Source organism: Streptomyces sp. YKOK-I1 (assembly GCF_054660435.1).
In genome coordinates this window covers 4,077,597-4,090,092 of record NZ_BAAGDR010000001.1, presented here as the reverse complement: position 1 = coordinate 4,090,092, position 12,496 = coordinate 4,077,597, and the positions used below count along the sequence as shown (strand labels likewise).

12 protein-coding genes are annotated in these 12,496 nt (G+C 74.7%); 5 read left to right on the top strand and 7 right to left on the bottom strand.

The window, feature by feature from the left end; translation table 11 throughout:
• The 5 genes from ACYQ8Q_RS17735 to ACYQ8Q_RS17715 form a co-directional block, all read right to left on the bottom strand.
• The gene (locus ACYQ8Q_RS17735; RefSeq protein WP_460066062.1) at positions 1-369 is read right to left on the bottom strand and encodes a hypothetical protein; all 369 of its coding nucleotides are present in this window, start codon (positions 367-369) and stop codon (positions 1-3) included.
• A 269-nt stretch (positions 370-638) separates the two neighbouring features.
• The gene (locus ACYQ8Q_RS17730) at positions 639-1,979 is read right to left on the bottom strand and encodes an AAA domain-containing protein (RefSeq protein WP_460066061.1); all 1,341 of its coding nucleotides are present in this window, start codon (positions 1,977-1,979) and stop codon (positions 639-641) included.
• Positions 1,976-3,565 (bottom strand): hypothetical protein, encoded by a 1,590-nt coding sequence (locus tag ACYQ8Q_RS17725; protein WP_460066060.1) that lies wholly within the window; start codon positions 3,563-3,565, stop codon positions 1,976-1,978. Before ACYQ8Q_RS17725 ends, ACYQ8Q_RS17730 begins: the two co-directional genes overlap by 4 nt.
• The gene (locus tag ACYQ8Q_RS17720; protein ID WP_460066058.1) at positions 3,556-4,689 is read right to left on the bottom strand and encodes a hypothetical protein; all 1,134 of its coding nucleotides are present in this window, start codon (positions 4,687-4,689) and stop codon (positions 3,556-3,558) included. The genes ACYQ8Q_RS17725 and ACYQ8Q_RS17720 overlap by 10 nt, the downstream gene beginning before the upstream one ends.
• A complete protein-coding gene (locus ACYQ8Q_RS17715) occupies positions 4,640-5,686 on the bottom strand; it encodes a phosphatase PAP2 family protein (protein WP_460066057.1) in 1,047 nt (348 codons plus the stop codon). The genes ACYQ8Q_RS17720 and ACYQ8Q_RS17715 overlap by 50 nt, the downstream gene beginning before the upstream one ends.
• Positions 5,687-5,918: 232 nt before the next feature.
• Here ACYQ8Q_RS17715 and ACYQ8Q_RS17710 point away from each other — a divergent pair, with 232 nt between their 5' ends.
• On the top strand, positions 5,919-6,515 hold the full coding sequence (locus ACYQ8Q_RS17710; protein WP_460066056.1) for a histidine phosphatase family protein: 597 nt from the start codon (positions 5,919-5,921) through the stop codon (positions 6,513-6,515).
• 14 nt (positions 6,516-6,529) lie between these two features.
• On the opposite strand, the gene ACYQ8Q_RS17705 is transcribed toward ACYQ8Q_RS17710, so the two are convergent.
• Complete coding sequence (locus ACYQ8Q_RS17705; RefSeq protein WP_460066055.1) at positions 6,530-8,023, bottom strand: hypothetical protein; 1,494 nt, start codon at positions 8,021-8,023, stop codon at positions 6,530-6,532.
• Positions 8,024-8,291: 268 nt separating this feature from the next.
• Between ACYQ8Q_RS17705 and ACYQ8Q_RS17700 the strand changes: the two genes are divergently transcribed.
• On the top strand, positions 8,292-8,702 hold the full coding sequence (locus ACYQ8Q_RS17700; RefSeq protein ID WP_460066054.1) for a hypothetical protein: 411 nt from the start codon (positions 8,292-8,294) through the stop codon (positions 8,700-8,702).
• A 53-nt stretch (positions 8,703-8,755) separates the two neighbouring features.
• The gene (locus ACYQ8Q_RS17695; RefSeq protein ID WP_460066053.1) at positions 8,756-9,628 is read left to right on the top strand and encodes a spermidine synthase; all 873 of its coding nucleotides are present in this window, start codon (positions 8,756-8,758) and stop codon (positions 9,626-9,628) included.
• Positions 9,629-9,668: 40 nt separating this feature from the next.
• Here ACYQ8Q_RS17695 and ACYQ8Q_RS17690 read toward each other — a convergent pair whose 3' ends face one another.
• Positions 9,669-10,205 carry a hypothetical protein gene (locus ACYQ8Q_RS17690; RefSeq protein ID WP_460066052.1) on the bottom strand — a complete coding sequence of 179 codons (537 nt, stop codon included), beginning with the start codon at positions 10,203-10,205 and terminating at the stop codon, positions 9,669-9,671.
• 122 nt (positions 10,206-10,327) lie between these two features.
• On the opposite strand from ACYQ8Q_RS17690, the gene ACYQ8Q_RS17685 reads away from it, so the two are divergent.
• Together ACYQ8Q_RS17685 and ACYQ8Q_RS17680 are read left to right on the top strand one after the other, a co-directional pair.
• Positions 10,328-11,035: a response regulator transcription factor gene (locus ACYQ8Q_RS17685; RefSeq protein WP_460066051.1), complete on the top strand. Its 708-nt coding sequence runs from the start codon at positions 10,328-10,330 to the stop codon at positions 11,033-11,035.
• Complete coding sequence (locus tag ACYQ8Q_RS17680; protein ID WP_460066050.1) at positions 11,032-12,402, top strand: HAMP domain-containing sensor histidine kinase; 1,371 nt, start codon at positions 11,032-11,034, stop codon at positions 12,400-12,402. Before ACYQ8Q_RS17685 ends, ACYQ8Q_RS17680 begins: the two co-directional genes overlap by 4 nt.
• Positions 12,403-12,496: the final 94 nt, after the last annotated feature.

The following is a 12,496-nucleotide window of genomic DNA, read 5'->3' as shown; positions in this document are numbered from 1 at the left end:
CTACAGCGGGTCCACCGGCCCGCGGCCCTCGGTGTCGCCCCGCAGCAGGTCCCGGCCGAACTCGACCATCTTCTTCGCGTAGTCCTCGGTCCACTCGGCCCGCAGGGCGATGTCCGCGGGCGTCAGCCGGTCGAAGCGGCGCGGGTCGGCGAGCTGGGCCGCCGCGACGGCCTGGAACTCCAGCGCCCGGTCGGCGGCCGCCTGGAACGCGACCGTCAGCTCCGTCGCCCTCGCCAGCAGCGCGCCCGGGTCGTCGATCGACTCCAGATCGAAGAAGTGCTCCGGATCACCGGCCGCTTCCGCCGGCTCGAAGAGCAGGGGCGCGGGGCGTAGCCGCGGTTCGTTCCGACGCGGCGTGGGCTCCGCCATGTCTTCTCCTCCTCGTACGTCTGTGCGTTCGCGCGTTCCGATGCGGACCACCTTCCATTGTCCCCCGGCGGCGCAAGAGGCCCTCGGCCCCGCACTCTCAAGGAATCCGCACCCCGGGATGTTCCCCCGCCTCCACCCTTTCCAGGCCTCCCGACGTCCCCCTGCCTCCACGGCGCCCAGGGCACGTGTGTTCCCCTGCCCTTACGGCGTCCAGGGCACCCGGTGTTCCCGTGTCTTCACGGCGTCCAGGGCACGTGTGTTCCCCTGTTTTACGGTGTCCAGGGCACCCGGTGTTCCCCGAGGTGTGCCAGGACCGCGTGGTTCGCCTCCCAGCCGTCCGGGAACTTCACGAGGGTTCCCAGTTGGACCGGTTCTGTGGACGGGTAGTCGTCCAGGAGGTCGCCCACCCCCGCGCGGCACACCACGATGCAGGCGTGGCGGTGGCGGGAGGCGAGGACGCAGAGGCGGCCGGTCTCCAGGTGGAAGGCGGTGGCGTCGGGGCGGCCGGAGAGCGGGTGGAGGATCACCGTGACGTCGAACTCCATCCCCTGGAGCCGGTTCGCGGTGTCCACCGTGACGTCCGCCACGCCCAGCTCGGCCAGCGCCGCCCGGACCGCCGCCGCCTGGTCCCGGTGGGCGGTGCCGACGGCGATCCGGCCCGCGGTCACGGGGGTGGGGTGCGGGGAGCGCTCCGAGGTGGCCGCGCCGCCCCGGTCCAGCAGCCGCCGTACGACCGTCGCCACCGCCCTGACCGCCTCGGGGTCGGTGCGGGGCGTGTGCCGCGCGGGCAGCTCCAGCAGGCCCCAGCCCGACTCCGCCGCCTCGTCGATCACCCGGTCGGTGCCCGAGCCGTCCGAGGGCACGCCGAAGGAGAGCCGCCGGTCGCCGGGCCCGGTGCCGCTGCGGAACGGGGTGTACGGGTAGAAGGCGTCGGAGACGAGCGGGGCCGCGGAGGCGGGGAGGCGCCAGGAGACCGGCAGCCGGTGCTGGGGGAGGTCCGGGTTGTGCGCCAGCAGGGTGGTCACGGCGGAGCCCGACGGGTCGTACGACAGCCCCGCCCACTGCTCGCTGCCCACGATCGCGAACGGGTCCAGCTGCCCCGGGTCGCCCACGAACAGCGCCCGCTCGAACAGCCCGGCCACGGCCAGCAGCCCATCCGAGCGCATCTGGTACGCCTCGTCCACGATCGCGTGCCGCCACGGCTCGTCGACCTTCACATGCGCCCACTTGGCGGCGGTGGAGATGACCACCGGCAGGCCGGAGAGGTCGGCGGCCTTCGCCGACTTCTTCACGTTCTCCAGGCGGTCCAGCGCCTTGTCGTACGGGTCGGCGTCGCTGCTGTGCAGCCGCCCCACCGGCAGCCCGGGGCTCTTCTCGGCGAGCCGCAGCACCAGATCGTCGACCTGCGCGTTGGTCTGCGCCACCACCATCAAGGGGCGCCCCGCCTCGGCGAGTTCCAGCGCCGCCCGGACGACGAGCGTGGACTTCCCGGCGCCGGGAGGGGAGTCCACGACCACCCCGCGCGCGGTGCCGTGCAGCGTGTCGCGCAGGATCGCGTCGGTGGCGCGGGTCGCCGCCGTACCGGGGTCGAGGGCGGCCTCGGTGGTCACAGGACGTCCTCCTGGGTGACGGAGTCGGGGGCTTCGGGCACCTGTTCACCGGGCGGTCCGCCATGCGTCCACGGCGTCTCCTCCGGGTCCGGCAGCTTGGCGCCGCCCCGCTGCTCGTGTGCGAAGAGCGTGAAGCAGAGCAGGTCGCCCTTCTCCGGCACCGACCCCTGCTCCGGCTCCTTGCCGCGGCCCATCCGGTCGACGATCCGCAGCACCAGCAGCCCGTCCTCCGGCCGCTCCACGCACTCCGCCGCCTGCGGCTTCCCGCCCAGCGACCGGTACGCCTTCGCCCGCTCCCCGAGATGCGGCCGGTCGTCGGTCCGGACGGTGACCAGCGGACGGGGGCTCGGCCGCTTGCCCTCGCTGTACGCCATGGTGACGTCCACGACCTCACCCGCGAACGCCTCCCCGGCCAGCCGCCGCCCGGCCATCACCAGCGGGTCGTCCAGGGCCTCCTGCGCCTCCAGCCGGGCCTGCTCCCGCTCGCGCGTGGCCAGCTTGTTCGCCGCGGTCACCGCGTCGTCGCGGCGCGGCTGCGGGGGTTCGCCCGCGGCGACCCGGTCGCGGTGGCCGGTGAACGACCAGCGGTCGCGCGTCCACCGCTCCTCGCCGTGCGCCCCCTCGGGCAGCTCCCGCAGCAGGTCGAGCCCCCGCCACACGGCCTGCCAGGTGGGCAGGGTCCGGCTCAGCACCAGCTCGCGGATCTCCCGCTCGGCGGCGGCCAGTGCGCCCAGCCGGTCGTCGGCCTCCAGCCCGTCCTCGGCCGCGGCGAACCCGGTCCGCGCGCGGTCGTAGCGCTCGATGGCCGGGGCGAGCAGCTTGTTGTCGAAGGCGGGGTCGGTGGCCGGTCCGGCGGGCGGGCACAGCAGCTGTCCGGCGGCGTCCCGGCCCAGCTCGGCCCGCCCCGCCGCCTCGGCGCCCGTCACGCCCTGCGGAGGGTCGATCCAGGCGAGCAGCGCGCCCAGGTGCTGGTCCTCCAGGCTGGACTGGCCGGTCGCCCAGTGCCGGCCGAGGACCTCGGTGAGGGCGAGCAGCAGCGAGGAGCCGGGCACCCGGGCCCGCTCCCCGAAGTGCGTCAGCCACCGGCCGAGCAGCGGTACGCGCGGGGGCGCCGGATGCGGCGACTCCGGGTCCTGCTCCGCCGTACGCCGGAAGCGCATGGAGCGGCCGAGGAGGCGGACGTACTCGATGCCGGCGCGGCTCGGGACGATCAGCTGGGGCGCGTCGGCGCACAGCTCGACCTCGACCTTGACGCGCTTGCCCGTCTCCGGATCGGTCTCGCCCCGCTCGGCGGCCTCCACGGCGTCGGCGTAGGTGTCGATGTACGGCAGGACGACGTCGGCGAGTTCGGCGAGGAACGCGAACCTCAGGTCGCGGTCGCGGGGCTGCGGTACGACGAGCAGCCGCGGCGCGTCCCGGTCGGTGCCGACGAGCGCGCCGAGCGGGGCCCCGGCCTCACCGGCGGTGGTCAGCGGCACGAACACCAGCGGCCGGTCGGACAGATGGCGGTGCCGGACGGTGGCCATGGGGTGGGCGCGGCCGGTGGTGACGGCCTCGAGGCGGGCGAGGGTGGCGATCAGCGACACATCGCCCCCCGGCCGGCGAGGGCCTCGGTGCGCAGCTGTGCGGCGCGGCGCAGGGCGGTGACCGCCGGGTCGTCCGGGTCCCCGGACTCGCCGCGGGCGGCGGACAGGACGTCCTCGACGGTGCTCAGGCCGCCCAGTTCGGCGCGCAGCGAGCGGCCCAGGGTGGTCACCGCGCCGGCCGCGCGGGAGCGGGCGCGGCAGTGGAACGCCAGCTCGCAGGCGGCCAGGCACTCGGGCGCGTAGGCCGCCGGGACCGCTTCGACGGCCGCCGTGAGCTGCTCGGCGGGCAGCTCGGGCGAGAAGCAGGTGCCCTCGGGGAGGGCGTCGGCGATGTCCTGGATGCGGGTGAGGCGGGCGAGTTGGCGGCTGGTGACCGCGCGCTGCTTGCGGACGTCCACGGCGCAGGCGGTGGGCAGGTTGGAGAAGTCCTTGGGGCAGACGAGCAGGACCCGGTGGCGGACCCGGGGCGGCGGGTCGAGGCGGGCGGCGACCTGCTCCAGGGCCAGCACGTAGACGGCGGCCTGACGGGCGGCGGCGCCCACCTTCGCGGGGTCGGCCGAACCGTCCAGCATCGGGAAGGACTTGATCTCCACGACCGTCCAGCGGCCGTCCGGGTGCACCACCACCGCGTCGGGCTCCAGGAAGGCGGTGGAGCCGGCGACGTCGAGGGCCAGCATCGGGTGGTCGAGGAACGTCCAGGTGCCGAGGGCCTGCTCGGTGGCCTCGCGCAGCGCCAGCGCGGTGCGCGCGGTACGGCCCTCGGGGCCGGAGGCGGTGAGGTCGGGGGTGCTCTTGGTGGTGGGCGGTTCGGCGCCCGGGTCCAGCCGTTCGTGCACGAGCCGCAGCAGTTCCGCGCCGCCGTCCGCCTTGACCTTCGCCTCGAACGCGTTGCCGCGGGTGAGGGCGAACTGGGACTGGCCGAAGGCCGACGGGGAGCCCAGGGCCTCGGCCAGCGCCGCCTTGTTCACCCCGGCGCCGTCGAGGATCGCGCGCCGCTTGCAGCCGGGGTTGGCGGCGAGGGCCGCGAGGGCACGGGCGTCCAGCGCCTTGGCCGCTACGTCGGGGCCGCGCAGCTCAGCGAGCCGCTGCCGGAGCGCCGTCCCCTGCGTCCGAGGGGGAGGCACCCGGTTCGGTTCCCGCCCCGAACCGTGACTCGCGCTGCCGTGGAATTCGTTCACCCGTCGAAGTCTGGCATCCGCCACTGACAATCGGGGCGGTTGTGTCCGGGGAGGCGGTCGCTGCGGTGCCCGCGGCCGCCACCGGGGAGGCCGTCGCGGAGACCGCCGGGGAGACCGCCGGGGAGTCGGTCGCCTGGGCCGGGATCCGGGCCGCGAGCGACGGGACCCTGGCGGCGGACGCGATCCGCAGCCGGTCCGCGGTCCGCATCACGAGCGGTGCCAGCAGCAGGCCGACGCCCATCACGGCCGCGCCCGCGACCGCGTCGAGGAAGTAGTGGTTCGCGGTGCCCATGACCACGATCGTCGTCAGCAGCGGGTAGAGCACGGCGGCCGTGCGCGCCGTGCGGGTGCGCCCGTGGCGCCACAGCATCACCCCGCACCACAGGGACCAGCCGACGTGCAGACTCGGCATCGCCGCGTACTGGTTGGTCATCCCGCCGAGCCCGCGCGGTGCGCTGGCCTCGCCGCCCCACCAGCCCCACGAGCTGTACTGGGCCATGGTGTCCACGAAGCCGTGCTCCGCCGACAGCAGCCGGGGCGGGCAGGTGGGCAGCAGGGTGAAGCCGATCAGACCTATGAAGGTGGACGTCATCAGCCAGGTGCGGGCCGCCCGGTAGCGCAGGCTGCGGGAGCGGAACAGCCAGACCAGGATCGCCGGGGTCACCAGGTAGTGCAGCGACGCGTACCAGAAGTCGGCCGGGACGCCGAGCCAGGCCTCGCGGGTGAACAGCCGGTTCAGCGGGTGCTCGGCGTTGATGTGCAGGAACTTCTCGACGCGCAGGATCGCCAGGCCGTGGTCGACGGCGGTCGTCACGTCCCCGCGCGCGAGCAGCCGGCCCGCCGAGTAGCAGGCGTACACCAGCAGGATCAGCGGCAGTTCCGTCCACCAGCGCAGCCGGATCCGCGGGGCCGCCTCGGTGCCCGGTGTCTCGGTCTGCGGCATCCGATCGCCTCCCCCTCGTGTCGCTGTGGTGTCGCTGTGGTGTCGCTGCGCCCGTGGTCGCGGGACGTGTCACTTTACGGCGTATGCGCGCGCCCCCACGGGGCGCCCCCGGCCCTCAAAGACGCCGGGATCGCCCGCCGGGTTGCCCCGTTTCAGGGTGAGCGATGATGGAGGGGTCCCGCCTCCGATTTCTCCCCTGAGACGTCCCAGGGTTTCCCCGGAAAGGTCCCTCATGGCACCGCGCATCCTGCTGGCCCGGCACGGACAGACCGAGTGGTCGCTGTCCGGCAAGCACACCGGCAGGACCGATGTACCGCTGCTGGAGGAGGGCCGCCGGGGCGCGAAGCTGCTCGGCGAGCGGCTGCACCGGACGCCGTTCGACGGGCTGCCGGACGCCGAGATACGCACCAGTCCGCTGGCCCGCGCGCGGGAGACCTGCGACCTGGCGGGCTTCGGCGAGCGGGCGACGCACTGGGACACCCTCATGGAGTGGGACTACGGCGCGTACGAGGGCATGACCCCGGCCGACATCCAGACGGTCCGGCCCGGCTGGCTGATCTGGCGGGACGGCGTCCCCGAGGGGGAGTCGCTCGCCGAGGTCACCGCGCGCGCGGACGAGGTCGTCGCGTGGGCGCGGTCGGCGGACCGGGACGTCCTGGTCTTCGCCCACGGTCATGTCCTCCGCTCCATCGGCGCCCGCTGGCTGGGCCTCCCGCTGGACTTCGCCGCCCGCATCCGGCTGAACCCGACCTCGCTGTCCGTCCTGGGCTGGGCGTACGGCGAAGCGGCGATCGAGAGCTGGAACGACCTCGGTCACCTCGTGCCGTAGCGCATGGGGGTGGGTCACACCGATCGCGGTGTCGACGCGTGCCGGTCCAGGAACTCCTGCACCCCGCCGGCCCGCCGGTGCGGCAGCAGCACCCGCGCCGTGCCCGCCAGCATCCCCTGGATCCGCGAGGACTGGACCTGGCCCAGCAGATCCAGCACCCGCAGGCCCGCCACCGCTGCCTCGCCGGGCCGCCCGCCGCGGGCCAGGTCGTCGGCCAGCTCGGCCGTGTACAGCGCGATGTTGCGGGTGAAGTGCGGGTCCTGGAGATCCGCCGCGCGTCCCGCGTGCCGGGCCGCCCGGGTCCAGTCGCCGAGCGCGGACCAGCACTGCGCCTCGAGCCCGGCCAGCTCGGCCTCGCCGTAGAACGTCATCCACTCGGGGTCGGCGTCGGAGGGGCCCCGCTCGTAGAGGGCGTGCGCCCGGGCGAGGGACTGTTCGCAGCCGGCCCGGTCGGCGAGCCCGGCCCAGCCGCCCGCCTCGCGCAGCGCGAGCAGGGACATCAGCCGGGGCGATCCGAGGGGGCGCGCGACGCGCTGGGCGGCCTGCGCGGCGCGTACGGCCTCGCGGGGGCGCCCGGCGTCGCGCGCGAGGAACGCGGTGTTGCAGAAGGCGTGCGCCTCCAGCGCCTGGTCACCGGTCATCCGGGCGGTGGCGAGGGCCTCCGCGTAGTGCGAGCGGGCGTCGTCGAAGCGGCCCGAGTCGTGCGCCAGCCAGCCCACGGAGATGGCGAGTTCACCGGCGCCCGAGTGCAGCCGGTCGGCGGTCGTCTGCCGGGTGGTGCCGGCGTCGAGCAGCGCGTAGGCGGCGCGCAGCGGGGCGGCCGCGCGACGGTAGAGGCCGTCGGCGCCGTGCCGGTCGTCCAGCAGTCGGATTCTGCGGACCGCGTCCTCGAGGGCGCCGGCCTCGCTCGACCCGACGCGGCGCACCGGGCGCGCGGCGGCCGGGGCGTGGGAGGTCCCGCCCGGGCGGGACCGGGGGGGCGGGACGGCGAGGCCCAGGGGGCCCAGCGAGGCGGAGGCCACGGTGGCGCCTCCGCCGGTCATGAATGCGCGACGCAGCACGTCGCTCTCCTCGTGGTTGTGGTGCGTGTCGTACGGGTCCTGCGTGTCATACGGCTCACGCGCCCCGCGTGTCTCACCCGCCTCCCGCGTCTCACTGGTGGTGAGGGCCGGGTTCGTGGTGTGCACGGGGGGCGCGTCCCCGGCGGCGCGCGCTCCTCGTCCGCGGACGGACGCCCGGGGCGCGAACCCCAGGTCGGAGAGCGTCCGGCCGGGGAACATGTGCAGGAAGACCCGCTCGTAGGCGTAGTTGGGGCAGCGGATCTCCCCTGCCTCGACCCGCCCGATGTAGCGCGCGTCACAGCTGACCCGCTCGCCGATCTCGCGTGCGGCCCGCCGTACCAGTGCGGCGAACTCGGCCGGCGAGCGTTGTCCACGCAGCTGCCGGAAGGCGAGGTTGGGCCGTGGTGGCCGGTCGGGCCGGGGTGGGGTCACCGTTGACGACGCCATGGCCGGGTCCTCTCATGCGAACCGTCGAACCATGCCGGAATCGGGGTGGCTTGGCCGATTTTCGGCGGTGATCACCCTGATGTCCAGCGAGCAAGAACGTACCTGCTGTGGTGGGGCCGCCATGCTGTGTTTGGCTACAAACCGGATATCTCATCCACGATCTGCCATGAACTGCCATCCTTTGCGGCGGACTTCCGCCGTAGCCGTTGACGCGGCCGTGCGTTGAATGCTGTGGACTGCAGGAGCGGGCTGTGTGGTGGAGGCCGGGATGGAGACCAGCCGGAGCAACGATCCTTGTACGCCGTCGTCGGCGTTCGGGCCCGGGGGCCCGGCGTGCGACCTGGTGACGGTGCCGACCCGGCAGGGGCTGGAGGCGGTCGACATCCTGCGCCGGGGCGCCGCCGAGGGGGTGGGGCCCGTGCTGCACGACGACGGCGGCGACACCCTCGGCTTCCTGGTGCCGCCCGGCACCGCCGCCGCCTGGGACCTGCCGGGAAGCGTCTGCACGGAGACGGAGACCGACGGACGCGGCCCGGGACGCGACCCCGGGCCGCCGGTGCGGGGCTCGGACTGGCTGGTGCCGCCCGGCGAGGCGGACCTCGCGACCGATCCGGCGGTGCTGCGCCGGGCGCTGGGCGAGGCGGCCCGGACGATCGAGGCGGCGGACAACTGCCGGTGAGGTGATCCGCCGCGCATGCGTGAGTCGGCCGTACCGCCTGCGAAGATGCCCTCATGGGGAAGTCCAGGAACACCCGGCGTGAGCGCGGCGCCGACACGGCGGCCGTCGTCGAGGCCGTCGACGGGGGGCTCGCGGAGCTGCTGCCCGACCGGGACCGGGCGCGGGCCTGGACCCTGCTCATCGACGGGGCGCCGCAGTCGCACGTCGACCTCGACGACCCGGCGCGTCTCTCCTTCGAGTACCAGCGCCGCTTCGGCCATGTCGTCGACCTCGCCGCGCCGCCCGGCCGGCCGGTGCACGTCGTGCACCTCGGCGGCGGCGCGTTCACGCTCGCCCGGTACGTGGCCGCGACCCGCCCCCGCTCCACCCAGCAGGTCGTCGAGCGCGACGCCGCCCTGGTCGCCCTGGTGCGCCGGGAACTCCCGCTGGATCCGGGGGCCCGGATCAGGGTGAGGTCCGTGGACGCGCGGGAGGGGCTCGGCAAGGTGCCGGACGGCTGGGCCGACCTCGTGGTCGCCGATGTCTTCAGCGGCGCCCGCACCCCCGCCCACCTCACCTCGACCGAGTTCCTCGACGAGGTCCGCAGGGCGCTGAAGCCGGGCGGTCGCTACGCCGCCAACATCGCCGACGGCCCGCCGCTGGCCCATCTGCGCGGCCAGATCGCCACCGCTGCCGCCCGCTTCACCGACCTGGCCCTGGTCGCCGACCCCACGGTGCTCCGGGGGAAACGGTTCGGCAATGCCGTGCTCCTGGCCGGCGACCTCCCCCTGCCGATCGCCGAGCTGACCCGCCGGGTGGCCTCCGACCCGCATCCGGCCCGCGTCGAGCACGGCCGCCCGCTGCTCGACTTCACCGGCGGAGCGACCCCGGTGACGGACGCGGCGGCGGTCGCCTCCCCGGCCCCGCCGCCCTCGGTGTTCCGCTAGACCGTGGTGGTTTTTGTTGGTTCGTGCCCCGCGTGTTCGCTCAGTACGTCTGTACGTCGACCCGCGGCGGCCCGTCGTGCCAGGTGCAGAAGACCGACACCCGGTCGGCGCCCGAGGCGAAGTCCACCCGGATCCACGACTCCGTCTTCCACACCTGCACCGACCAGTCGGACGCCGGGGTGGCGGACACCAGGGTCGCGTAGGTCGCGGTGAGGTCCAGGACGACCCGGCCGCCCTCGGTGTCGTAGCTCTTGACCGTCCCGGCCGGGGTGGTCTTCGGGGTGGCCGGGGCGGTGGCGGTGCGGCTTGGGGCCGTGGCCGCCGGGCGGGCCGTCGGCGAGGGGGAAGAGGAAGAGGAGGGGGACGGCGTGGGCGAGCCGGCCGGGCCGGTGCTCGGGGCGGGCGGGGGGTCCGACGCGCGAGCGGTGGAGGTCACCTCGCTCACCGTCAGCGGAAGGGCGCGCGGAGGGTCGTAGGCCGTGCCCGCCATCACGGTGTGGACGCCCCACCACGACAGGGTGACCGCCGCGCCCGTGGCGAGCGTCCAGGCCAGTACGTGCATGAGTCCGCTCCGCATAGCGGGCCATCTTGCCGCAGCTTTCGCACTGGTGTCGCACGGAGGGCCCACCGCTCGTCCACAGCCGCGGAGTTGTCCACAGGCTCCGGCCGGGTCCGCGGCCATGGCGTACGGTGCGGCGCATGGCACGTGTGCTCGTGGTCGAGGACGACCAGTTCGTCCGCTCGGCGCTCATCCGGCATCTGACCGACGCCTCGCACCTGGTGCGCAGCGTCGGCACCGCGCTGGAGGCGCTGCGCGAGGTCGCCCATTTCCGCTTCGACGTGGTGATCCTGGACCTCGGACTGCCCGATCTGGACGGCTCCGAGGCCCTGAAGATGCTGCGCGGCATCACCGATGTGCCGGTCATCATCGCCACCGCGCGCGACGACGAGACGGAGATCGTCCGGCTGCTGAACGCGGGCGCGGACGACTACCTGACCAAGCCGTTCTCGGTGGAGCACCTGTCGGCGCGGATGGCGGCGGTGCTGCGCCGGGCCCGCTCCTCAGCCGGCGAGCCCCCGCCCTCCAGCGTCCTGCGGGTGGGCGGTCTGAGCGTCGATCCGCTGCGCCGCCAGGCGGAGTTGGACGGTGTACGTCTCGACCTCACCCGCCGTGAGTTCGACCTGCTGGCCTTCCTGGCCGGCCGGCCCGGTGTCGTCGTCCCGCGCCGGGAGCTGCTCGCCGAGGTGTGGCAGCAGTCCTACGGCGACGACCAGACGATCGACGTCCATCTGTCCTGGCTGCGGCGGAAGTTGGGGGAGACGGCGGCCAGCCCGCGCTATCTGCACACCCTGCGCGGCGTCGGCGTGAAGCTCGAACCACCGGGGGAAGCGGGGCACGTGCGATGAGATGGGCACTGGTCAGGGTCTGCCTGGCGGTCACCACGATGGTGGTGGTCGCCTTCGCCGTCCCCCTCGGTCTCGTCGTCCGGGAGATGGCCCGCGACCGCGCCTTCTCCAACGCCGAGCGGGAGGCCGCGGTGGTGGTCCCGGCCCTGTCCATCACCACGGACCGGGAGGAGTTGGAGCGCGTCGTCGCCTCGGCCGGGTCGGACGACGGGATGGCCGTGCACCTACCGGCCGGTGACGGCCGGGCCGCAGTGGACCTCGGCCGGCGGCGGGCATCCGAGGCGGACGTCGCCGCCGTACGGAAGCTGGGCCGCGCCTCGACCGCCGAGGTGCCGGGCGGCTCCGTGCTGCTCCAGCCGGTCGCGCTGGGCCTGGGGACGGTGGTGGTCGAGGTGTACGTCCCGGAGTCCGAGGTCACCAACGGCGTCGGCACCGCGTGGGCGGTGCTGGCCGGGGTCGGGATCGCACTGGTCCTCGGCTCGGTCGCGGTCGCCGACCGGCTGGGCGTACGGATGGTGCAGCCGGCCCGGCGGCTGGTGGAAGGGGCGCACGAACTGGGGGAGGGGAAGCTCGGGGCCCGGGTCCCTGAGGAGGGACCTGACGAACTGCGCCGGGCGGCGGTGGCGTTCAACGCGATGGCCGACCAGGTGGTCCAGCTCCTGGCGAACGAACGCGAGCTGGCGGCCGACCTGTCCCACCGGCTGCGCACCCCGCTGACCGTGCTCCGGCTGAACGCGGCCTCCCTCGGCGACTCCCCGGCCGCCGAGCAGACCCGCACGGCGGTGGCCCAGCTGGAGCGCGAGGTCGACACGATCATCCGTACGGCCCGGGAGGCCAAGCCGCAGACGACGGCGCCCGGCGCGGGGGCGGGGTGCGACGCGGCGGAGGTGGTCCGGGAGCGGATGGCGTTCTGGTCGGCGCTCGCCGAGGACGAGGGCCGCAAGGTCCGCACCGCCGGGGTCGACCGCCCGGTCCGCATACCCGTGGCCCGCGCCGACCTGGCCGCGGCCCTGGACGCCCTCCTCGGCAACGTCTTCCGGCACACCCCGGAGGGCACCGCCTTCGCGGTCGACGTCCACAACGGCGAGGACGCGGTGATCGTCCTGGTCTCGGACGCGGGCCCCGGCATCCCCGACCCCGAGACGGCGATGGCCCGCGGCCGCGGCTCCGGCGCCACCGGCTCCACCGGCCTGGGCCTGGACATAGTCCGCCGCCTCGCCGAGTCCACCGGCGGCGACGTCCGCATCGGCCGCTCGGTCCTCGGCGGCACGGAGATCCGCATCTGGCTCCAGCTGAACACCCCCGAGCCCCTCCGCAGGGGCCACCGGGGAACCGTGCGCAGACGACGCCGGACGGCGGCCGGATGAGCCGCGGAAGAGCCCGAATGGGGCTCGACCTTTAATCGGCTCCGATGGCCGGCTTAAGCGCGGCCTAAGATCCTTCACCCCCGCCCCTATCGGG